At 59.4% G+C, this 20,810-nt stretch carries 27 protein-coding genes; 11 read left to right on the top strand and 16 right to left on the bottom strand.

Features of this window, described 5'->3' with window-relative positions:
- The first annotated feature begins 44 nt into the window (after window positions 1-44).
- A complete protein-coding gene (gene pmbA / locus I6L46_RS15355) occupies window positions 45-1,388 on the top strand; it encodes a metalloprotease PmbA (protein ID WP_216976217.1) in 1,344 nt (447 codons plus the stop codon).
- An 87-nt stretch (window positions 1,389-1,475) separates the two neighbouring features.
- On the opposite strand, the gene murA is transcribed toward pmbA, so the two are convergent.
- From murA to mlaF, 7 genes are read right to left on the bottom strand one after another with little or no spacing between them, the layout of a single operon-like run.
- Window positions 1,476-2,732 (bottom strand): UDP-N-acetylglucosamine 1-carboxyvinyltransferase, encoded by a 1,257-nt coding sequence (gene murA, locus I6L46_RS15350; protein WP_005336355.1) that lies wholly within the window; start codon window positions 2,730-2,732, stop codon window positions 1,476-1,478.
- An 18-nt stretch (window positions 2,733-2,750) separates the two neighbouring features.
- Window positions 2,751-3,008 carry a BolA family iron metabolism protein IbaG gene (gene ibaG, locus I6L46_RS15345; RefSeq protein ID WP_005306001.1) on the bottom strand — a complete coding sequence of 86 codons (258 nt, stop codon included), beginning with the start codon at window positions 3,006-3,008 and terminating at the stop codon, window positions 2,751-2,753.
- Complete coding sequence (locus I6L46_RS15340) at window positions 3,008-3,280, bottom strand: lipid asymmetry maintenance protein MlaB (RefSeq protein ID WP_005336352.1); 273 nt, start codon at window positions 3,278-3,280, stop codon at window positions 3,008-3,010. Before I6L46_RS15340 ends, ibaG begins: the two co-directional genes overlap by 1 nt.
- On the bottom strand, window positions 3,277-3,909 hold the full coding sequence (locus I6L46_RS15335; RefSeq protein ID WP_139730930.1) for a phospholipid-binding protein MlaC: 633 nt from the start codon (window positions 3,907-3,909) through the stop codon (window positions 3,277-3,279). Before I6L46_RS15335 ends, I6L46_RS15340 begins: the two co-directional genes overlap by 4 nt.
- A 2-nt stretch (window positions 3,910-3,911) precedes the next feature.
- On the bottom strand, window positions 3,912-4,409 hold the full coding sequence (mlaD, locus tag I6L46_RS15330; protein WP_216976214.1) for an outer membrane lipid asymmetry maintenance protein MlaD: 498 nt from the start codon (window positions 4,407-4,409) through the stop codon (window positions 3,912-3,914).
- Between the two features lie 7 nt (window positions 4,410-4,416).
- Entirely contained in the window at window positions 4,417-5,196 is a 780-nt protein-coding gene (gene mlaE, locus I6L46_RS15325; protein WP_005336345.1) for a lipid asymmetry maintenance ABC transporter permease subunit MlaE, read from the bottom strand.
- Entirely contained in the window at window positions 5,196-5,996 is an 801-nt protein-coding gene (mlaF, locus tag I6L46_RS15320; RefSeq protein ID WP_216976211.1) for a phospholipid ABC transporter ATP-binding protein MlaF, read from the bottom strand. Before mlaF ends, mlaE begins: the two co-directional genes overlap by 1 nt.
- A gap of 207 nt (window positions 5,997-6,203) precedes the next feature.
- On the opposite strand from mlaF, the gene I6L46_RS15315 reads away from it, so the two are divergent.
- From I6L46_RS15315 to npr, 10 genes are all read left to right on the top strand, one after another.
- Entirely contained in the window at window positions 6,204-7,199 is a 996-nt protein-coding gene (locus I6L46_RS15315; RefSeq protein ID WP_005336342.1) for a KpsF/GutQ family sugar-phosphate isomerase, read from the top strand.
- Window positions 7,199-7,753: a 3-deoxy-manno-octulosonate-8-phosphatase KdsC gene (kdsC, locus tag I6L46_RS15310; RefSeq protein ID WP_101530526.1), complete on the top strand. Its 555-nt coding sequence runs from the start codon at window positions 7,199-7,201 to the stop codon at window positions 7,751-7,753. The genes I6L46_RS15315 and kdsC overlap by 1 nt, the downstream gene beginning before the upstream one ends.
- Window positions 7,750-8,310, top strand: coding sequence for an LPS export ABC transporter periplasmic protein LptC (gene lptC / locus I6L46_RS15305; protein ID WP_120416082.1), 561 nt, complete (start codon window positions 7,750-7,752; stop codon window positions 8,308-8,310). The genes kdsC and lptC overlap by 4 nt, the downstream gene beginning before the upstream one ends.
- Window positions 8,297-8,824: a lipopolysaccharide transport periplasmic protein LptA gene (lptA, locus tag I6L46_RS15300; protein ID WP_040068817.1), complete on the top strand. Its 528-nt coding sequence runs from the start codon at window positions 8,297-8,299 to the stop codon at window positions 8,822-8,824. Before lptC ends, lptA begins: the two co-directional genes overlap by 14 nt.
- 3 nt (window positions 8,825-8,827) lie before the next feature.
- Window positions 8,828-9,553 carry an LPS export ABC transporter ATP-binding protein gene (gene lptB, locus I6L46_RS15295; protein ID WP_005336333.1) on the top strand — a complete coding sequence of 242 codons (726 nt, stop codon included), beginning with the start codon at window positions 8,828-8,830 and terminating at the stop codon, window positions 9,551-9,553.
- A gap of 65 nt (window positions 9,554-9,618) precedes the next feature.
- The gene (locus tag I6L46_RS15290) at window positions 9,619-11,058 is read left to right on the top strand and encodes an RNA polymerase factor sigma-54 (RefSeq protein ID WP_005336331.1); all 1,440 of its coding nucleotides are present in this window, start codon (window positions 9,619-9,621) and stop codon (window positions 11,056-11,058) included.
- A gap of 20 nt (window positions 11,059-11,078) precedes the next feature.
- On the top strand, window positions 11,079-11,366 hold the full coding sequence (gene hpf / locus I6L46_RS15285) for a ribosome hibernation promoting factor (protein WP_005336323.1): 288 nt from the start codon (window positions 11,079-11,081) through the stop codon (window positions 11,364-11,366).
- Window positions 11,367-11,368: 2 nt separating this feature from the next.
- The gene (ptsN, locus tag I6L46_RS15280) at window positions 11,369-11,815 is read left to right on the top strand and encodes a PTS IIA-like nitrogen regulatory protein PtsN (RefSeq protein ID WP_005336322.1); all 447 of its coding nucleotides are present in this window, start codon (window positions 11,369-11,371) and stop codon (window positions 11,813-11,815) included.
- A gap of 45 nt (window positions 11,816-11,860) precedes the next feature.
- Window positions 11,861-12,727 carry an RNase adapter RapZ gene (gene rapZ / locus I6L46_RS15275; protein ID WP_124928328.1) on the top strand — a complete coding sequence of 289 codons (867 nt, stop codon included), beginning with the start codon at window positions 11,861-11,863 and terminating at the stop codon, window positions 12,725-12,727.
- A 20-nt stretch (window positions 12,728-12,747) separates the two neighbouring features.
- Window positions 12,748-13,020, top strand: coding sequence for a PTS phosphocarrier protein NPr (gene npr / locus I6L46_RS15270; protein ID WP_042024530.1), 273 nt, complete (start codon window positions 12,748-12,750; stop codon window positions 13,018-13,020).
- Between the two features lie 17 nt (window positions 13,021-13,037).
- Here npr and I6L46_RS15265 read toward each other — a convergent pair whose 3' ends face one another.
- The 9 genes from I6L46_RS15265 to I6L46_RS15225 all read right to left on the bottom strand — a co-directional run bounded on the left by I6L46_RS15265 (window position 13,038) and on the right by I6L46_RS15225 (window position 20,587).
- Window positions 13,038-14,942, bottom strand: a complete 1,905-nt coding sequence (locus tag I6L46_RS15265; RefSeq protein ID WP_216976209.1) for a transcription antiterminator — start codon at window positions 14,940-14,942, stop codon at window positions 13,038-13,040.
- A 107-nt stretch (window positions 14,943-15,049) separates the two neighbouring features.
- The gene (locus tag I6L46_RS15260; protein ID WP_042079669.1) at window positions 15,050-15,790 is read right to left on the bottom strand and encodes a KDGP aldolase family protein; all 741 of its coding nucleotides are present in this window, start codon (window positions 15,788-15,790) and stop codon (window positions 15,050-15,052) included.
- The gene (locus I6L46_RS15255; RefSeq protein ID WP_216976207.1) at window positions 15,790-16,905 is read right to left on the bottom strand and encodes a DgaE family pyridoxal phosphate-dependent ammonia lyase; all 1,116 of its coding nucleotides are present in this window, start codon (window positions 16,903-16,905) and stop codon (window positions 15,790-15,792) included. Before I6L46_RS15255 ends, I6L46_RS15260 begins: the two co-directional genes overlap by 1 nt.
- Window positions 16,889-18,028 (bottom strand): amidohydrolase/deacetylase family metallohydrolase, encoded by a 1,140-nt coding sequence (locus I6L46_RS15250; protein ID WP_216976205.1) that lies wholly within the window; start codon window positions 18,026-18,028, stop codon window positions 16,889-16,891. Before I6L46_RS15250 ends, I6L46_RS15255 begins: the two co-directional genes overlap by 17 nt.
- 42 nt (window positions 18,029-18,070) lie before the next feature.
- Window positions 18,071-18,721: a DUF4310 family protein gene (locus tag I6L46_RS15245; protein WP_005355144.1), complete on the bottom strand. Its 651-nt coding sequence runs from the start codon at window positions 18,719-18,721 to the stop codon at window positions 18,071-18,073.
- A gap of 11 nt (window positions 18,722-18,732) precedes the next feature.
- On the bottom strand, window positions 18,733-19,509 hold the full coding sequence (locus tag I6L46_RS15240; protein WP_005341754.1) for a DUF4311 domain-containing protein: 777 nt from the start codon (window positions 19,507-19,509) through the stop codon (window positions 18,733-18,735).
- 39 nt (window positions 19,510-19,548) lie between these two features.
- The gene (locus I6L46_RS15235; protein ID WP_043821888.1) at window positions 19,549-19,845 is read right to left on the bottom strand and encodes a DUF4312 family protein; all 297 of its coding nucleotides are present in this window, start codon (window positions 19,843-19,845) and stop codon (window positions 19,549-19,551) included.
- Window positions 19,845-20,210 carry an SFCGS family glycine-rich protein gene (locus I6L46_RS15230; RefSeq protein WP_005355141.1) on the bottom strand — a complete coding sequence of 122 codons (366 nt, stop codon included), beginning with the start codon at window positions 20,208-20,210 and terminating at the stop codon, window positions 19,845-19,847. The genes I6L46_RS15235 and I6L46_RS15230 overlap by 1 nt, the downstream gene beginning before the upstream one ends.
- A 17-nt stretch (window positions 20,211-20,227) precedes the next feature.
- A complete protein-coding gene (locus I6L46_RS15225; RefSeq protein ID WP_058058621.1) occupies window positions 20,228-20,587 on the bottom strand; it encodes a transcriptional regulator in 360 nt (119 codons plus the stop codon).
- Window positions 20,588-20,810 lie beyond the last annotated feature (223 nt).

Here is a 20,810-nt window from a genome sequence, read left to right as displayed (position 1 = left end):
CTGATATGCTTACCCCCTTTCCTTCTTTCATACAGATGTGAGTTATGGATCAGCAAGACCAAATCCGCCAGGATCAAGCCCATCTCGAGGCCGTGGTTGCCGAAGCCCTGGAGATAGCCAAAGGACTGGGCGCCTCGCTGGCCGAAGTCTCCATCAGCAAGCAGACCGGGTTGTCGGTGAACACCCGGGGTTGTGAACTGGAAAGCATTGAATTCAATAAGGATGGCGCCCTCGGTATCGCCGTCTATCGCGATGGTTGCAAGGGATCTTCCTCGACCACCGATCTGAGCAAACCCGCTATTCGTGCCGCCGTTGAAGCGGCCATCGAGATTGCCCGCCACACCTCGGCCGATGATTGCGCAGGTCTGGCGGACACCGAGCTGCTGGCCTGGGATGCCCCCGATCTGCAACTGTGCCACCAAATCGAACTGGATCCCCAGCGCGGCATCGAACTGGCCATCGAGTGCGAGCGGCTGGCGCTTGGTCGCGATGCCCGTATCAAGCACTCCGACGGCGCCGGTTTCTCCAGCCATCTCGGCATCAAGGTCTACGGCAACAGCCATGGCTTCGTCAAAGGCTACGCGGCGTCGCGCAACTCGCTGAGCTGCGTGCTGATCGGCGAGCAGGATGGCGATATGCAGCGGGATTACGGCTACTCCTCCAGCCGTACCCTCGACGGGCTCTGGAGTCCGCAGCGCATTGCCGACGAAGCCGTTGAGCGTACCGTCTCCCGCCTCGGCGCCCGCAAGATCTCTACCCGTCACGCGCCTGTGCTGTTCCACCCAGACACTGCCTCCGGCCTGTGGGGCCATCTGGTGATGGCCATCAGTGGCGGCAACCTCTATCGCAAGTCGAGCTTCCTGCTCGACAAATTGGGCAAGCAGATCCTGCCCGAGTGGCTCACCATTCAGGAGTTCCCCCACCTGCTGGGCGGGCTTGCCAGTACCCCGTTCGATGGCGAAGGGGTGCGTACCCGCGACATGGATATCATCCGTAACGGCGAGCTGATGAGCTGGCTGCTTACCTCCTACTCCGCTCGCAAGCTGGGGTTGACCACTACGGGTCATGCCGGTGGCATCCACAACTGGCAGGTCTCCAATACTGGCCAGGATTTTCAAGGCATGCTGAAAGAGATGGGCACCGGTCTGCTGGTGACCGAGCTGATGGGGCAGGGGGTCAATATCGTCAATGGTGACTACTCCCGCGGCGCCGCCGGCTTCTGGGTCGAGAATGGCGAGATAGCCTATCCGGTCGAGGAGATCACCATCGCCGGCAATCTGGCCGAGATGTTCAGCCATATCGTGGCGGTGGGCTGTGACGAAGATGAGCGCTCCAGCCTCAAGACCGGCTCGGTGCTGGTAGAGAATATGAAGCTGGCGGGTCACTGATCACGGTTTCAACAGAACCGAAACCATGAAAAAGGCCCCCTCGCCAACGCGAGGGGGCCTTTTTATCGGCCTGCGATCAGGGGGCGATCAGCCCTTGATACGCTCGATGCGACCGCCCAGACCCTGCAGCTTCTGCTCGATGTCTTCGTAGCCACGGTCGATGTGATAGATACGGTCGACGATGGTGGAGCCTTCGGCCACGAAGCCGGCCAGCACCAGACTGGCGGAGGCGCGCAGATCGGTCGCCATCACCTGGGCACCCTTGAGCTGCTCGGTGTCACGACAGATAGCCACATTGCCCTGCAGTTCGATGTCTGCACCCATCCGTACCAGTTCGGGAACGTGCATGAAGCGGTTCTCGAAGATGGTCTCGGTGACCATGCCGGTGCCTTTGGCGACGGCGTTCAGCACAGTGAACTGTGCCTGCATGTCGGTCGGGAAGGCCGGGTAGGGGGCAGTCTTGATGGTGACCGGTTTGAGGGTGCGGCCAGTCATGTCGAGGGTGATCCAGTCTTCACCCTTCTCAATCAGGGCGCCAGCCTCTTCCAGTTTGACCAGTACCGCTTCCAGCAGGGTCGGGTCGGTCTTGCGGCAGGTGATCTTGCCGCCGGTGACCGCTGCACCCACCAGGAAGGTACCGGTTTCGATGCGGTCAGGCTGCACGCTGTAGTTGCCGCCGTGCAGACGCTCGACACCGTCGATGGTCAGGGTATCGGTGCCTGCGCCCTGGATCTTGGCGCCCAGAGTATTGAGGAAGTTGGCCAGATCGACTACTTCCGGCTCGCGTGCGGCGTTTTCGATCACGGTGCGGCCATCAGCCAGGGTGGCGGCCATCATCAGGTTTTCGGTACCGGTCACGGAGACCATATCCATCAGGATGTGGGCGCCTTTCAGGCGACCATCGACACGGGCCTTGATGTAACCATCTTCGATGGTGATCTTGGCACCCATCAGCTCCAGGCCGTGGACGTGCAGGTTGACCGGACGGGCACCGATAGCGCAACCGCCTGGCAGGGAGACGTCAGCCGCGCCGAAACGGGCGGCCAGCGGGCCCAGCGCCAGAATGGAGGCGCGCATGGTCTTCACCAGTTCGTAGGGGGCGACGTGGTTGTTCACCGCACCGGTCAGCACGGTGACGTTGCCGTTGACCTTGGTGGTCGCGCCCAGCATCTCCAGCAGCTTGATGGTGGTGCCCACATCTTTCAGGCGTGGCACGTTGGAGAGGTGTACCTCTTCATCACAGAGCAGGGTCGCGAACAGGATCGGCAGTGCGGCGTTTTTGGCGCCGGAGATGGTCACTTCGCCGTTGAGAGTACAACGACCATCGATTTTGAATTTGTCCATTTTTACTTCGTTACCAAATCAGGAGGGCAATAGGAATTTACGTTCGCGTTTCCACTCGGCGTCGGTGAACGCCTTGATGGAGAGGGCGTGAATGGCGTTGCTGGCGATCTTGTCCATCAGCGGGGCATAGATGGCCTGCTGCTTCTTGACCCGGCTCATGCCGTCAAACATGTCACCGACGGCGATCACTTGGTAGTGACTACCGTCCCCTTTGACATGGACTTCGGACAATGGCAGAGCCTCAAGGAGTATCGCTTCAATTTCAGAGACTTGCATTATGCGTCCTCAGTTGTGAGCGGGGTTGACTGAAACAGCCCGGCCACCCCGTAGAGGTTGGCCAGGGTATAGAAATCACTGGAGGCGCCCACCAGTTGCGGTGTGGCGCCTCGCGCTAATACGGCTTTGGCCCATTTGACCAGCAGGGCCAGTCCGGCGGAGTCGAGAGTGGTGACGCCGCCGAGCTCGAGCTGGTCATCCTGCCACCATTCGGCGCGGCGTTGCCACAGGTCATTGACCTGTGGCGCCTGCAGCTCACCGCTGAGGGTCATGGTTTGAGTACCAGCGGCTTGGCGTTGTGTTCGCGCAACTGGGCGATCACCGCATCGATGCCATTCTGGCGAATGAGGCCGCCCAGCTCGCTCTGCTTGGCGGAGAGCAGGCTGATCCCCTCTGCCACCATGTCGAAGGCTTTCCACTCGCCGGTCTTGTTGTTCTTGCGCAGCTTGAACTCGAGGAAGATGTCCGGCTTGCCTGCCTCTTTCACGCTGACGTTGACGGCGGTGATGTTGCCGCTGGGAGCTTTGCCCGGCTCGACCTTGACGGTCTGCTTGTCAAAATGGGCCAGCGCATCGGCGTAGGAGCTCACCATGTACTCGGTGAACACCTCGACGAAGGCATTGCGCTGCGCTTCGGTGGTCTCTTTAATCTGGTTGCCAAGCACCTTGTAGGCGGCGAAGCGGTTGTCCACATAGGGCAGCAGCTCTTCGCGGATGATCACCCGCAGGTGATCCGGATTGCTCTTCACCTGGGCCTGATCGGCTTTCAGGCGGGCAAAGGTCTGCTTGGCAGCCTGATCCACCAGCGCATTGGGGTCGGTGGCATTGACTGCGGCTTGGGCAGACAGGGAAAAGAGCATGCTGGTCATCAGACCCAGCAGCAGGGCGATTTTCTTGAACATGATTACTCCTTCTTGCTGTCTGATTTGCTGTCGGAGGATTGGCTGTAGAGGAACTTGCCAATCAGATCTTCCAGCACGATGGCGGATTTGGTGTCTTCAATCAGGTCGCCATCTTTGAGCATCTCGGTGCCCATCTCCTCATCGCTGAAGCCGGGGGCCAGACCGATGTACTGCTCGCCGAGCAGACCGGAGGTGAGGATGGAGAGGGAGCTGGTATCGGCGAACTCGCCAGCGCTCTTTTGCATCATCAGGGTGACTTCGGGCACCTGGGTTTTCGGGTCCAGTACGATGTCGCTGACCCGACCGACCACCACGCCGCCGACCTTGACCGGCGAACGGACTTTCAGGCCGCCGATATTATCGAAATGCGCGCGCAGGGTATAGGTTTCTCCTTCCGGTTTGAAGCTCAAACCGGCCACTTGCAGGGCCTGTGCCAGAATGGCACCGATGCCAGCCAGCATGAAGGTGCCGACCAGGAATTCTACTTTGCTGAACTTCATCTTTACCTTATCCAAACATGACTGCAGTGAGTATAAAATCCAGGCCGAGCACGGCGAGGGATGAGTGGACCACAGTTCGGGTCGTGGCCTGACTGATCCCGGCCGAGGTCGGCTTGGCATCATAGCCGTTAAAGAGCGCAATCCAGGTGACCACCAGGGCGAAAATCAGGCTCTTGATGGCGCCCTGCATGATGTCTTCATGCCAGTCGACGGAGGCCTGCATGGCAGACCAGAAGCCCCCTTCGTCCACGCCGAGCCAGTCCACACCGACCAGCTTGCCGCCGAAGATACCGATCAGGCTGAACATAAAGGCCAGCAGCGGCATGCTGATGACGCCAGCCCAGAAGCGGGGGGCAACCACCCGGCGCAGTGGGTCGACCGCCATCATCTCTAGGCTTGAAAGTTGCTCGGTGGCCTTCATCAGGCCGATTTCAGCGGTCAGGGCCGAACCGGCACGGCCGGCAAACAGCAGCGCCGTGACCACAGGACCCAGCTCCCGCAGCAGGGAGAGGGAGACCAGCGGCCCCAGGCTCTGCTCGGCGCCGAAATCCTTCAATACGTTGTAACCCTGCAGCGAGAGCACCATGCCGATGAACAGGCCGGAGACCAGAATGATGGCCACCGACTGTACGCCCACCACATACAACTGCTGGACAAGCAGCGGGAAGTGCTTGCGCGGCTCGGGTTTGCCCGCCAGCGCATGGAACAACATGATGGTGGCGCGACCGACGGAGCTGATAAACCGCACTCCGACCCGCCCCAGCTTGCTTATTTGACTTATCAACATCAGAGATCCTGTAGCAGATCGCCTGCCGGAAAATGAAACGGAACAGGACCATCGGGCAATCCTTTGAGGAACTGCTCGACTTCGGGATTGTGCTCCTCGCGCAGCTGATCCGGCGTACCGTGCGCCACCACCTTGCGATTGGCAATGATGTAGGCGTAATCGGCGATGCTCAGCACCTCTTTTACATCGTGGGTGACGATGACGGAGGTGATATCGAGGGCATCGTTCAGCTCCTTGATCAGCTTGACCAGCACCGCCATGGTGATGGGATCCTGCCCGACAAACGGCTCGTCATACATGATGAGGTCGGGGTCAAGGGCGATGGCCCTAGCCAGCGCCGCCCGGCGCGCCATGCCGCCGGAGAGCTCGGAGGGCATCAGTTTCGCCGCGCCGCGCAAGCCCACCGCTTGCAGCTTCATCATGACGATGGTGTGGATCAGCTCCTCCGGCAGGCCGGAGTGCTCCCGCAGCGGGAAGGCCACGTTGTCGTAGACCGTCATGCCGGTAAACAGGGCGCCACTCTGGAACAGCATGCTCATCCGCTTGCGCACTTCATAGAGGCGCGAACGGGAGAGGGTGGGGATATCTTCCCCGTCAAACAGAATGTGACCGGACTCCGGCTTGAGCTGGCCACCGATCAGCCGCAGCAGGGTGGTTTTACCGATGCCGCTCGGGCCCATGACGGCGGTTACCTTGCCACGAGGAATGGTCAGGTTGATCCCGTCATACAACAGCCGATCTCCGTGACTGAAGGTCAGATCGGAGATGGTGATCAGGTCATTGTTCAAACAATTGTCCATCCGGTGTAAATGAGGTGCGAATTTTATGGGGTAGTCTAGGTCTAAGCAACAGCAAGGAACAACTATTGAACAGGCTGCAAGCCCATTTGCACGACAGTTTTCTGTAACAAAGTGCGTCATCGAGAGCGGGACTTGCCATCCGATTCGCTTATCCGGGCAGACTTTTTTATAATCCCGCAGCTAATTTCGGCCCGGAGCTGTGTCTTTATGTCTGTAAAGCCTGAGAAAGTGTCTGAACTGTTCGATTTTCGTCGCAGTGCCCGCGCGGTGCTGGACACAGAAAAGCAAGCCATTGATGGACTCTATCAGTATCTGAACGACGCCTTCGACAAGGCGTGCGAAATGGTGCTGCGCTGTGGTGGCAAGATAGTGGTCACCGGCATGGGCAAATCGGGCCATATCGGCAGCAAGATCGCCGCCACCCTCGCCAGCACAGGCACACCGGCCTTCTTCCTTCACCCGGGAGAAGCGAGTCACGGCGATCTGGGGATGATCTCCAGTGGCGACCTTATCATCGCCATCTCCAACTCCGGTGAGAGCGATGAAATCCTGGCCCTGCTGCCGGTACTCAAGCGCCGCGGCATTCCGCTCATCTGCATGACCGGTAATCCCGCCTCCACCATGGCCAAAGAGGCCAACGTGCATCTGTGCATCAAGGTGGAGAAAGAGGCCTGCCCGTTGGGTCTGGCACCCACTTCCAGCACCACGGCAACCTTAGTCATGGGCGATGCCCTGGCGGTCGCCCTGCTGGAAGCGCGCGGTTTTACCGCCGATGACTTCGCCCTCTCTCACCCTGGCGGTTCCCTTGGCAAGCGTCTGTTGCTGCGGGTTGGCGACCTGATGCACAGTGGCGATCTGTTGCCCCGGGTGGGGATAGATGCCACCATCAGCCAGGCGCTGCTGGAAGTGAGCCGCAAGGGGCTCGGTATGACGGCGGTGGTCGATGGCAATGGCCTGCTGGCCGGGCTCTTTACCGATGGCGATTTGCGCCGCATTCTCGACCAGCAGATCGATATCCATCACACCCCCATCAGCCGCGTAATGACGGCCAACTGTGTTACCGTAGGCCCAGAGATGATGGCTGCGGAAGCCGTTAAGCTGATGGAAACGAGAAAAATCAACGGATTACTGGTCGTGGATGAAGAGAAACGCCCGCTCGGCGCCTTCAATATGCACGACCTGCTGAAAGCCGGAGTAATTTGATGCAAAACGTACCGACCCTCTATGGTCCGGTGACGCGCAGCCAGTTTGAGAAGGCGGCGCAAATCCGCCTGCTGGTGTGCGATGTGGACGGGGTGCTCTCCAACGGCCTCATCTACATGGGAAACAACGGCGAAGAGCTGAAAACCTTCTGCACCCGCGATGGTGCGGGCATGCGAGCACTGCTCAATGCCGGGATCGAGATCGCCATCATCACCGGGCGCAACTCCCGTATCGTTAGCGATCGGATGAAAAGCCTGGGGGTGGCTCATGTGGTGCAGGGGGCTGATAAAAAGCTGCCTCACTTCGAAGCGCTGCTGGCCAAGCTGGGGCTGACTGCTGAACAGGCCGCCTATATGGGCGATGACACCATCGATCTGCCGGTGATGGCCGCTTGCGGCCTGGGTATCGCGGTGGCCGATGCCCATCCGCTGGTGCTGAGTCGTGCCGATATGGTGACCCGGCTTGGCGGTGGCATGGGCGCGGTGCGCGAGGTGTGTGACCTCATTTTGCAGGCGCAGGGCCACGACGATTATCAGCCCGAGGCCTCGGTATGAGCAGACAGACCCTGTTGTTTGCCCTGCTGTTTCTGGTCGCACTGGTTGCCTGGCAGTTGGGCAAGGTTGAGCTGGTGCCTGAGAGCGCCGTCAAAATCGAAAACTATCAGCCGGATTTTGTCGCCAAAGATCTGGTGACCACCCGTTTTGATATCAACGGCAAGCGCACCGAGCGGTTGGAGTCGACCTACGCCGAGTATTATCAAATCCTCGAGCAGGCCACCTTCGATAAGCCGGTGGTCTACATGTATGGCGATCAGGGGGCCGCCGAGTGGAAGGTGACCGCCGAAACCGGCGTGCTCAACACCGGCGACAACGTCATCCTGCGGGACAAGGTGCATCTGGATGGTCTGCTGCCCACCTCTTTCATTTCCACACTGGATACTCCCTATCTGGAGCTGGATTTGGTGACACAGGATGTGCGCAGCAACCGGGAAGTGAACATTCTGGGTCGGGATTTCCAGACCCAAGGGGTTGGCCTCAAGGGCCATCTGGACCGCAAATATTTTGAGTTACTGGATCAAGGCCATGCCATCTATTTCAATGAAAAACGCTAATCTGGCCCTCGCAGCCCTGTTGTTGTGTGGTGCGGTGACCGCCAAAGAGTCCGACTTTGCCGAGAAGGTTTACGTCGATGCCGTCAAACAGGTGGCCGAGATGCAGGACAACCGCATCACCTTCGAAGAGGATGTGACCATCAATCAGGGCACCATCCGGATCAAGGCTGACAAGGTGGTTGTGACCCGTTCCGGCGAGAAAGGGGCCGAGGTGATGACTGCCTACGGCAAACCCGCCACCTTCTTCCAGATCCTGGATAACGGCAAGCCGGTCAATGCCCACGGCAACACTATCCGCTACGAGCTGAAGAACCGGCTGGTGACCATCACCGGCAACGGTCAGCTCAAGCAGGAAGATAGCCAGGTCAATGGCGATCTGATCCGCTACGACATCGTCAAACAGAAGATGATTGCCGAGAGCAAGAGCCCGAGCCAGCGGGTCAAAACCGTATTCCTGCCTGATCAGGTAGAGAATTTCGACAAGCCCGCCGACCAGAAGAAGCAGGGAAAATAAGCCATGGCAGTGTTGAAAGCAGTGGGCCTGCAGAAGAGCTACAAGCGCCGCATGGTGGTGAGTGACGTCAGTCTTGAAGTGGGCACTGGCCAGATTGTCGGCCTGCTCGGCCCCAACGGGGCGGGCAAGACCACCTCCTTCTACATGATCGTGGGGCTGGTGCAGCGCGATGCCGGTCTCATCACCATCGACGATCAGGACATCAGCCTGCAGCCCATGCATGTGCGGGCGCGTAACGGCATCGGTTACCTGCCGCAGGAGGCCTCCATCTTCCGTCGCCTGTCGGTATTCGACAACCTGATGGGAGTGATGCAGACCCGCAAGGGGTTGAGCCGTGAGGAGCGTGAGGACAAGGTTCAGCAACTGCTGGAAGAGTTCAACATCACCCACATTCGCGACAACCTGGGGCAGAGCCTCTCCGGCGGTGAGCGCCGTCGGGTCGAGATCGCCCGTGCGCTGGCGGCCGAGCCGCGTTTTATTCTGCTGGATGAACCCTTTGCAGGGGTTGACCCGATTTCTGTGATAGACATCAAGAAGATCATTCAGCATCTGAAAGATAGAGGCCTTGGCGTCTTGATTACCGACCACAACGTCAGAGAGACTCTGGACGTATGTGAGAAGGCCTATATCGTCAGCCACGGCAAGATGATTGCCGAAGGTGCACCGGCTGACATCCTTGCCGATGAGCAGGTCAAGCGCGTCTATTTGGGCGATCAATTCAGTCTATAGTAAGGGGGCATGCCTTCATTTCCTTTGACGAGTGCCTCGCTGAACATAAGGATATCCCGACGTAGATGAAGCCGACATTACAGTTGCGTCTCGGTCAGTCCCTGACCATGACGCCGCAATTACAACAAGCGATTCGTCTGCTCCAGCTCTCCACTCTGGAACTTCAGCAGGAAATTCAGCAAGCGCTCGAAAACAACCCTCTGCTGGAGCAGGAAGAGAGCGAGGCGCAAGAGACCAGTCCGGAAGCGCCGGTCGATGCCAGCCAGCTGGATTCCAGCGATGCCATGGCTCAGGAGCAGATGCCGGACGAGTTGCCGGTGGATACCACCTGGGACGAGGTTTACTCTGCCGGCACCGCCCAGAGCGCGGGCCCCATCCACGATGGGGAAGATAGCGTCTATCAGGGTGAAACCACCGAAAACCTGCAGGATTATCTGCTGTGGCAGATGCGGCTCACACCGTTCAGCGATGTGGATGCCGCCATCGCGCTCGCCATCATCGATGCCATCGACGAATCCGGTTATCTGACCGTTGCGCTGGAGGATATTCAGGCTGCCGTCACCAGCGATGACGTAGAGGTGGAACTCGATGAGGTCGAGGCGGTACTCAAGCGGGTGCAGCACTTCGATCCGGTCGGCATTGCTGCCCGCTCTGTGCAGGAGTGTTTGCTGATCCAGCTGGATCAGTATGACCCACAGACCCCCTGGCTCAACGAGGCCAAGGAGGTGATCCTCGAGCACATGGAGCTGCTCGGCAACCGGGATTACCGCACCCTCGCCCGCAAGACAAAACTCAAAGAGAGCGACCTCAAGGAGGTGCTGGATCTGATCCAGCTGCTGGAGCCGCGTCCCGGTAACGGCATCATCCAGAGCGACTCCCAGTATGTGATCCCCGACGTCTCCGTGGTCAAGAAGGGCAGCAAGTGGGTGGTCGAGCTCAATCCCGACTCCGCCCCCCGCATCCGGGTCAACGAGACCTATGCCGCCATGGCCCGCAACGCCCGAAGCAGCACCGACACCCAGTTTATTCGCTCCCATTTGCAGGAAGCCAAGTGGTTCATCAAGAGCCTGGAAAGTCGCAATGACACCCTGCTGAAAGTGGCCAGTTGCATTGTCGAGCAGCAACAGGGCTTTTTCGAGTATGGTGAAGAGGCGATGAAGCCGATGGTGCTCAATGACATCGCCGAAGCGGTAGAGATGCATGAGTCGACCATCTCCCGGGTGACGACCCAGAAGTACATGCATACCCCCCGTGGTATCTTCGAATTGAAGTTTTTTTTCTCCAGCCATGTGAACACCGAAGGAGGAGGAGAGTGCTCATCGACCGCAATTCGCGCGCTCATCAAGAAGCTGGTCACGGCAGAGAATCCTGCCAAGCCGTTAAGTGATAGCAAGATCGCGGATTTGCTGGCCGAACAGGGTATTATGGTGGCGAGACGCACGATCGCTAAGTATCGCGAATCCTTGTTTATCCCACCTTCCAATCAGCGCAAACGCCTGGTTTAGGCAAACAAAAGGATGATGTTATGCAAATTAACCTGACCGGACACCATGTCGAGATCACCGAAGCTCTGCGTGATTATGTGAATAACAAATTTGCCAAACTCGAGCGTCACTTCGACCACATCAACAATGTTCATGTGGTGCTTAGCGTGGAAAAACTGAACCAGATAGCGGAAGCCAAATTGCACGTCAGCGGTGGCGAAGTGTTTGCCAACTCTGAACATGCCGATATGTATGCTGCGATAGACACCTTGCTCGACAAGCTGGACAGGCAGATCATCAAGCACAAAGATAAGTTAAATAAAAAATAACCATGCAACTTGAACACATACTGAGTCGGGACTGCACCAAGAGTGCAGTCCCTTGTACCAGCAAGAAACGCGCCCTCGAAATCATCAGCGAGCTGGCCGCCGAACGCCTTGGCACCTCCCGTCAGGCGCTGTTCGAATGCTTGCTGGCCCGCGAAAAAATGGGTAGTACCGGGATCGGTGCCGGTATTGCGATCCCCCACGGTCGCATTGACGATGAGTTCCCGCCAACCGCGATCCTGATGACCTTTGCCGACCCTATTCCTTTCGACTCCATCGACAATCAACCGGTTGACCTGCTGTTTGCCTTGCTGGTGCCGGAAAGCGAGTGCAAGCAGCATCTCAAGACCCTTTCTCTGATGGCTTCCAAGCTGGGTGACAAGGCGGTTTGCCGCCAGTTGCGTCAGGCAACCAGCGACGAAGAGCTCTATCAGATCATGACCTCGGCCTGACAGCAGGCCAAGGATGAGACACCCGCTTTGGCGTGAGGGAACAAGATGCAGTTAATCGTGGTAAGTGGACGTTCGGGCTCCGGTAAAACGGTAGCCCTGCGAGTGCTGGAAGATCTGGGTTACTACTGTGTGGACAACCTGCCGGTCAATCTGCTGCCCCAGCTTATTGTCTCGGTGGAGAGCCAGTACGACAAGCTGGCGGTCAGCATCGATGTGCGCAACCTGCCGAGCGATCCGGAGAAACTGGAAAATCTGTTGGCACAGGTGCGCAATGAGGGGCGGGTAGAGTTCTCCAGCTTTTTCTTCGACGCTGACAATGGCACCCTGCTCAAGCGCTATGGCGAGAGCCGCCGCTTGCACCCCCTCTCACGCAACAAGCTGTCGCTGGATGAGGCAATACGTCAGGAGACCCACCTGCTGGCGCCACTCTCCTCGACCGCTGACCTGCGCATCGACACCACCACCCTCAGCATTCACGACCTGAGCGAGCTCATCAAGACCAGGGTGCTCGGCAAGAAAGAGAATGAGCTGGTGCTGGTGTTCGAGTCGTTCGGCTTCAAGTATGGCATTCCCAAGGATGCCGACTTCGTGTTCGATGCTCGCTTCCTGCCCAATCCACACTGGATTCCCGAACTCAAGCCGTTTACCGGCAAGGATGAGCCGGTTGCCAACTACCTCTCGGCGCAGGCTGACGTGATGCTGTTTACCCAGCAGATCGAAAACATGCTGGTGACCTGGTTGCCCCATCTGGAGCGCAATAATCGCAGCTACCTGACGGTCGGTATCGGTTGTACCGGTGGGCAGCACCGCTCGGTCTTTATCGCCGAGCGGTTGGCGAGTGCTTTCCGCTTGCTTGGCAAGAACGTGCAGATCCGCCACCGCACTCTCGACAAGAGTGCCCCCCAATCCTGACGGACCAATAGGACGATCCGATGACTGTTTCCGCCTCGGTTGAAGTGAAAAACAAGCTGGGTATTCATGCCAGACCGGCCATGATGCTGTTCGAACTGGTGCAGGGTTTCGATGCCCATGTGTTGCTGCGCAATGAAGATGGTGTGGAGGCTGATGCCGACAGCATTATTGGCTTGTTGATGCTCGATTCGGCTCAAGGCAGGCAGGTAGAGGTTCAGGTAGAGGGCCCCGAAGAGGAGGAGGCCCTTGCTGCCGTGGTGGAGCTGTTCACCTCCGGCTTCAACGAGGAGTAGTCACTCCTCGTTTTATGTTATGAACGGGTACGCGCCAGCGCTTTGAAGCTGGCAAAATCGCGACAAGCCAGCAGATTCCTGCTGGCTTTTTCGTTCATCAGTGCCAGAAACAGGTCGTAGAGACCCATCGCCTCCTCGTAGTCGGCCTTGCTGATGGCCAGCACGAAGATGAGCGTCGCGATTTCACCATTCCCCCAGTCAATCCCCTGCGGGGCCAGCACGGTGTAAACCAGAGTGCGGCGTGCCAGCAGACCGAGGGAGTGGGGCAGGGCGATCCCTTCTCCCAACATGGTGGATACGATCCGCTCCCGCTCCTGCAGTGAGGCTCTGAAGCCGCTCTCCACCAGATCTTCCGCCTCCAGCTGATCACAGATGCGGGCAAACAGTTCGGCCTGGGTAAGGGGTTCTGTGACCACCATGAAGTGGTCGGCATCGAAATATTTGTCGAGCATGTAGGGGCGGGTGCGGTCGATCAGCACCAGCTTGCCAAGCTGCTCCAGCTGGTATTGGGTCGGGAAGGGGGCAACGAGTACCACGGGAGCGTTTTTTTCGTTCACCTTGACGGTACTGATGACAAAGTCCTGTGCGATCTGCGCCAGACCTTCGTAATCCCGCACTGACTCCAGCGTGGTCAGCTGCAACTGGGGATACTCCCGCTTGATGCGTGCTTCCAGCACCCGGAAGGTGGCGTTGCCCGCATCGCAAAGCAATAGCGCCTGCGGGCGGCGGGTATAGCCGATATCGTAATGGCGCTCCAGCCCGACCCCGATATGGATCACCAGATAGCCGATCTCGTGGTGGGTCAATCGGTAGGGGGTTTGCTTGATCCACTCCGAAATGGCCGCCAGCGTGATGTCGTAGGCGAGGGGGTAGTACTGCTTGATGTGATCGGCCAGCGGGTTGTGGTTGCCAATCTGGTATTTGACCCGTAGCAGCATGGCGCTGATATGGGTTTGCAGGTCGGCCCGCAGCTGTTGGTCGTCTCGCAGGTCGTAAGGGTAGTGTTGATGAATGTAGGTCAGCAGATGCTCCACCAGCTGTTCGCTCTCGGCGGCCATCGCTGGGCTGAGCTGGGGAGTATCGGCAATCAGGCGCGCCTGGATTTGGATAGCGAGACTGGCGATCTCGTCCTCTACGGGGGGCGTCAGGGTGGGCAATACCGCATATATATCGCGAGATACTGCCAGCAGCGGCAGAGTCAGATCCTCGCTGGCGAAGTGGCGCAACTCGTGACCGGATGCCTGACGCAGCAGGGCAACGGCGCAGTAGATGGCGAGCTGCTGCAGGCTCTCGTCAGCGAGACGCAGCTGATGTCGGGCAAGCTGGGCATGGATGTGATTGCCCACTACCTCCATCGTCTTGCTGGGGCAGAGGTTGGGTAGCAGGGTTTGCAACTGGTTGTTGTGCAGCAACTCTTGATAGAGCAGCTGGGTCAGGCAGGCCCGGATCGCCGTCTCCTCCCCCTGAATGCGCATCCCCAGGCGGGGTTTGCTCTCAACGCTGAGCCTGAAGTGGCTGAGTTGCTCACGGACTTCCGCCATATCCCCCTGCAGTGCCGCCCGGCTCAGATACCAGGTATCAGCCAGCTCATCGAGCTTGATCCCCTGCTCTGCCGTCAATAGCAGGATCTGCAGGTGCAGCACCCGCTCCCGGCTGGTGCGTGGCAGGCCGCTATCCTGACCCTGGGCCGCCAGCAGAGCCTCGAACAGTCCCTGATTGTAGATTTTCAGCTGGTAGCCGCTGCCACGCTGGTGGATCAGGTGAGCGCCGTGTGTGGCAATCAGTTCGTTGAGGGTCGCCACATCGGTGCGCACCGTGCGGGTGGAGACATTGAGGCGGCGAGCCAGCTCCTCCTGTGGCAGTGGTTCGGCATGGAGCTGGATCAGCAATTGATGGAGCCTGGGGTGTGGCAGCTTGATCATAGGGGGTATGCAAGACTCCTGTTGCGAGATAAAGGGTCGATGTTAACAAGTGGGTCATCAACAAGCCAGGCACCGGTCAGTGATTAAACCGGCGCCCGTGGCTGCCATCAGGCCAACAGTCGTTTCACTATGGCCAGCAGAGTGCGAACATCCTCGGGGCGAGTGTGCCCGCTCGCGCTGTCGATGATGGAGCTGTAGACGTGCGGGATCACCTTCTCGACTCCGGCGTCCAGCGCAATCCGCACTATCTCCTCGAAGTTCTCCAGATCGATGCCACCGGTGGGCTCCAGCCAGAAGTTGTTGCGGGCACAAGCCTCGGCCACTGCCTGATACTCGTCGCGGCAGGCCAGCCCGCCCATGGGGAAGAACTTGACCGAGCTGCCGCCCATGTCCTTGAGCAAGGCAATGGCGGTATCGATGGGCACTATGCCATCCGGCTGCCCGGCGCTGAGTGGACCGGTGGAGATCTTTACCATGCCCGGCATGCCGGTAGGGGAGATCAGCCCATTCACCAGCGTTTGTGATTGGCCGAGCAGCGCCCGGCTGGCGCCGACACCGGTGAACACCTGATTGACGTGCTGGGGCTGCAGCTGGCAGGCCAGCTCGGCCACCATGGCGGATTGGCGTGGATCGCCGGCGCCCAGTCCGATGGAGAGGGCGTTGTCGATAAGCTTGGCGTACTCCTTCATATCGGCAACTGCGGAGGGAATATCCGGGTAGTTTTTGGAGAGCACACCGACCAGCACGTGGCCTTCGGCTGCGTCGTACACCTCGACGGCATTCTCCTTGGATCCAGCCAATACGTTGAGACAGACCCGATCACGGTAGTAGTTGGGGGTAAGGGACATCAGCGATTCTCCTGAACGAGGTTGGCAATGGCGGTGTGGATTTGGTCGAGCTGGGGCACGGTGACGCTGCGCACATCGATCTCGATGTGCCCCTCGTTGGCCTTGTAGCCGCGGCAGTAGATGGCAGGCGTGCCCTGTTGCAGACGGGTGACGACCTGCACTGTAGTCATGCCGAGCTGCTGGTGGTCGAAGGCGATATCGGTGCGGGCGATGTCGCGCCCTGCGCTGTCCCATGCCACCTTGGCGGTGACGCCGGGCAGCTGGTTGAGGCGCTCGATGAAGGGGCTCATCTTGGCAACCATGGCGGCGCCGCTCTCTTTCTCTTTGGTCAGATAGCGCTCGATGGCGTGGGTCAGGCCGAGGATCCCTTCCTTACCCACCTTCATGGCGCGGCCGATGCCGTTGGCCTGCTGCTTGACCCACTCCACGTACTGACGCTTGCCGAGCACCAGCCCGCTGGTGGGCCCTTCAATGGCCTTGGCGCCGCTGTAGATGACCAGGTCCGCACCCTGGTTGTAGTAGAGGCGCAGATCCTCTTCGGCAGCCGCATCGACGATGAGCGGGAGCCCGTGGGTCTTGGCCACCTCGGCGGCCTCTGCCACCGACAGAATGCTCTTCTGCACGCAGTGGTGGGATTTGATGTAGAGGATGGCTGCTGTGTTGGCATTGATGGCTGCTGCCAGCTGGGAAGGGGAGCACTCGTTGGCGTAACCTGCTTCCACTACCTTGCCGCCACCCAGATTGACCATGGTACCGACCGGGGCGCCGAAGTTGATGTTATGCCCCTTGGGCAGCACGATTTCACTCGGCACCTCATGGGGATGGGCATGCAGGTGCTCGAGGCGGTAGGGATCGCCGCGTACTATCATGGCGGCGACTGACTGGGCGATGCCAGCACTGGCGCAGGAGACCACCACCGCATCTTCCACATCCAGTAAACCAGCCAGATAGGCGCCGGTCTTGTTGACCAGATCCTTGACCTCGAAGTAGTGGCCCAGGCCAAAATTGACCGCATCGACCACCTCCTGCTCGGGGGTGGAGACGCCGAGAATGGTCATGCGCCCGGAGGCGTTGATCACAGGTTTGAGCTGATATTTCTCATAAACAGAAGGCATGGTGTGATTTCCCATAGTGAGTCAGAACCAGTTCGCCACCGACCAGGGCGGCGAGAGGCTGCAGTTGTTGGTCACCGCTGCGGGACTGGGCTTCGGTATCCATAAACAGGGTCGGGCCGCTGGTGACCTCGAACAGGGTCAGATCGGCATCGGCGTCTACCTCGAGCCGCCCCTTGCCGGATAGGCGCAGGGCATCGGCCGCTTGATGGGTGACACAGGCGAGCACCTGCTCCAGCGTCATGCCGATGGCGAGAAACTTCGACATCACGTGAGCCAGACTGTAGGCCGGCCCCTTGATGCGGTTCTTGCAGTAGATGTCGGAGCTGATGGTGCGGGGCAGGATCCCCTGCCGGATAGCCAGCTCCGCCACCTCGAAGCTGAAGCTGGCGCCGCCGTGGCCGATGTCGAGCAAGAGCCCCCGTTTCATTGCCTCGCGCACCGCCTGACGCAGCTCGCCAGCCGGGGTCAGAATGCGGTTCGGTTTGCCATTGAAGCAGTGGGTCAGCAGATCGCCATCCCCCAGCAGGGCAACTATCTCGTCCAGATCCGGCGGCGTGTTGCCCACGTGCACCATCAGCGGTAGCCGGCCGTGGGTCTGTTGCAGCGCCTTGGCCATGCGCAGCGGTTGCAGGCCGTTTTCTCCGACCACGCTACCGCTCATCCGCGCCTTGATACCGACGATAAAGTCGGGGTGGCGGCGAATGGCTGCCGAGGCGAGATCCATATCGAGGTCCCGGCTATCCGCCAGCTCGTTCTGGCGCAGCAGACCGATGCGGGAGATGTTGAGCAGGGCATGCACCCGGGTCTTGCAGCCCGCAGCGATCAGCTGGAAGTCATCCACATCGTCGGCTCCGGTGCTGCCGGCGTCGATGACGGTGGTGACGCCGGACTCTACGCCCACCTTGTCTGGTTCATCGTGATAGATGGGGGAGGCGGGGTAGCAGTGGGTGTGGCCATCGATCCAGCCAGCGCTCACATGCACCCGGCCGCCGAGATCCAGGGTCTGCCGCGCCGCTGCCGTCTCCGGCAGGGAGCCGATGGCGGCGATTTTGCCCTCCCTGATGGCGATATCGACGAGCTGGCCATCTCCCTGGCGCCCCGCTTTGATGATGATGTCGTACATGCTGAGAACCTCTGGCGAGCCGCCCCGCAGGGCGGCTGGTACTTACACAAGGGCGACCGGGAAGAAGGTACCCAGCAGCATGGCTCCCAGGATGGCACCGCCGGTGATGGGTTTGCCCCACACGTAGAACAGCAGGGCACCCAGCAGGGAACCGATACCGATGGGGATGGAAGCGCCCATGGCAGAGAGGATGATGAGGGGGCCGAGGAAGCGGCCAGAGCTGTTGCCAGCACCCATCATCACGTCAGCACCGTAAGTGGAGTTGCTCTGGTTGATGGTGAACTTGCGCGCCAGAATGATGACGTAGCCGATGGCCAGACCAATCCCCATGCCGGTTGCCAGCGAGGCGCCGAAGTTCTCCACCGGATAGACGATGCCGGCTCCCAGCAGCAGGGCTGGCACTCCGAGGCCGACCCCGGTCTGGATGGCACCGCCGATATCCAGGATCCCCACCAGGGATCCCTCGATGATGCGGGCGAACAGGAAGCTGGCACCAAACGCGGCTACCGCGCCGTAGGCTCCCGTGTCCATTCCTGCTTTCAGCATGGCGACGAAGGCTACCTCGTTGAAGGCACCAACCCCGTACAGATAGAACATGTGGGTACCGGCAAAGACCCCGGCCGAGAGCAGGCCGACGAAGATGGGGAATGACCAGTCGGCATACCAGAAGTTGTTTTTCAGTTTCTCATCCATGGTGTGACCCCTTATTTGCCGCTCAGCAGGTTATGGACGTTTTCCAGCCATAGGGGGACACCCATATGGAAGGATTCAATCAGTTTCATGTCGAAGCCGCGGAAGAAGCCGCTCAGCACGAACAGCAGGACGATGGCTGCCATCATCACCTTGGTGACATGGTTCCAACCGCTCTCTTCCACACCCTTGCCGATCAGGATGCCGAGCACCAGACCCGGTACCGCGTTGCCCATGATGAGCTGGGCCAGACCGCCGAAGATGGTGGCCCAGAAACCGGATTTCTTGCCCGCCTCGATGGCGGCCAGCCAGAAGATCACCGGCATAACGGTGTTGACCAGCAGGTTGGCTGCCGGTACCAGCACCTTGACCGCAGTGACCTGCAGGGCGGCCGGGACGGCAGCAGCCGTACTGTTGAGGAATGCGACCACGATGGCACCTATGATGCCGCCAGCGATGGCCATCTTTTTCGGGTCGTGCAGGGTGGTGGCGAGATCCCGGTTCTTGAACAGCAGTGCCGCCGTGGCCCAGTGCGGGATGATGCGGTGATCCACATCCTGGGTGAAGGCGCCTGCCGCCACGGTGGAGGCCCAAGCGTTGAAGAAGAAGCCCAGACCAAACGAGAAGTGGGAAGCGGGGTCCCCTTCGCAAGAGTTAAGTTCGCCCAGGGTGCGGAAGGCTCCCATGCCCTGTACGGTCGGGGCGTGGAACATCCGCGCCGCGCCGGCCCCCACCCCGACGCCAACCAGGCCGCCAATGATGAGTGACTTGATAAAAATGATTAGAAACATCCAACGTATCCTTCTTGTGGGGTTGTGCCTGCGCAGGCATCACACCTGGGTGAATGTCACCTTGGTGACATCCAGACTGGTGACCTGAACCTTGATCTCCAGCTGGACGCGGTATTCGCGGCGCTGGCGCGGCAGGAAGAAGAACAGGAACTTCTCCACCCGGACCGACTCCTCGGCTTTGAGCACCTGTACATCGACCGGCTCAATGCGCAGCAGTACCTGCTGGTTGTCCTTGAGCAGTGTGGGTTGCACCTGGCTGAGGGCGGAGGCAAACGCCTGCTGGCGGGTCGTCCCCTTGCCGTTGACGATGACCTGGGTGGTGAAGTTCTCTTTCATCAGGCGCGTCCGTGCTTCTTGGCGAAGGCTTCGACCAGCTTCTGGCCCAGCTCTTCCTTGTCCATGAAACCGAAGCCCAGCACCACGCACCCTTCGTTGATGGCGGTGACGCCCTCTTCAACAGAGCGCATGCCGTAGCGGCACTTGTAGCCGTATTTGGTCTGGGCGGTGATCGCCCCGGCGCCGCCGCTGCCGCAGAAGGAGATGCCGAGATCCGCCTGCTCCTTGTTCATCACGTCGCCGAGCTTCATGTCAGCGGCCATGCCTGGGATGATGGTCACGTTGGCTCCGGCTGCTTCCGCGCCTGCACCCACTTTCTGACCCTTGCCGAGACGGTCTCCAATCACGAGTTTGATGGCTGTCATATCGATTTCTCCTTGAGTTACGGGTTCTGCACCGAGCTGAGTTCGTTTTCTTTGGCGACTTCAAAATGGACGGACAAGAGGTGAGCCTCCTCATAAGCAAGCTGATCCAGCCAGCTGACGACCTGTTCGGCGAGACGCAGTGAGAGGGAGGAGATCTCTTCAAACAGGCTGAGGTCAACCTCCGGCAGGGGCTCGCCACTGTGGGAGCGCCACACCATGGCTTTGACGTGGGAGGCCAGCATCTGCCGTTGCACCTCGTTGGGGATGATGCCCTGTTCGGCCAGCAGGGGATAAATGCGCGCGAGGATATGATCGGTCTGGCGCAGCAACTCCGGGCTGTTCGGGGTCAGGGTCTGGTCGTGAGTCTCTGTTTGCAATGTCTGCTCTCCAAGGCTGGCAGAAGGTATGGCGTTACCCTAAGCCTGCGCGTCGATGTGGAGGAGGCAGTGTTTTTCCGATTCGAAGCGGAAATTCCTGAGGAAATGGCCCCGAAGTGATCGTTTGGATACTAAAAAGGCAAAAAGAGTGCTTATTGAAGCTTGTTTTGTGTGATCGGTAGCGCACAAATCGGGGGGCGGGGGCAGGGCAAGCGTTGCGGGA

The sequence above is a fragment of the Aeromonas sp. FDAARGOS 1416 genome (assembly GCF_019048085.1).
GTDB classification, from domain to species: domain Bacteria; phylum Pseudomonadota; class Gammaproteobacteria; order Enterobacterales; family Aeromonadaceae; genus Aeromonas; species Aeromonas veronii.
This window is presented reverse-complemented; position numbering and strand designations above follow the sequence as displayed.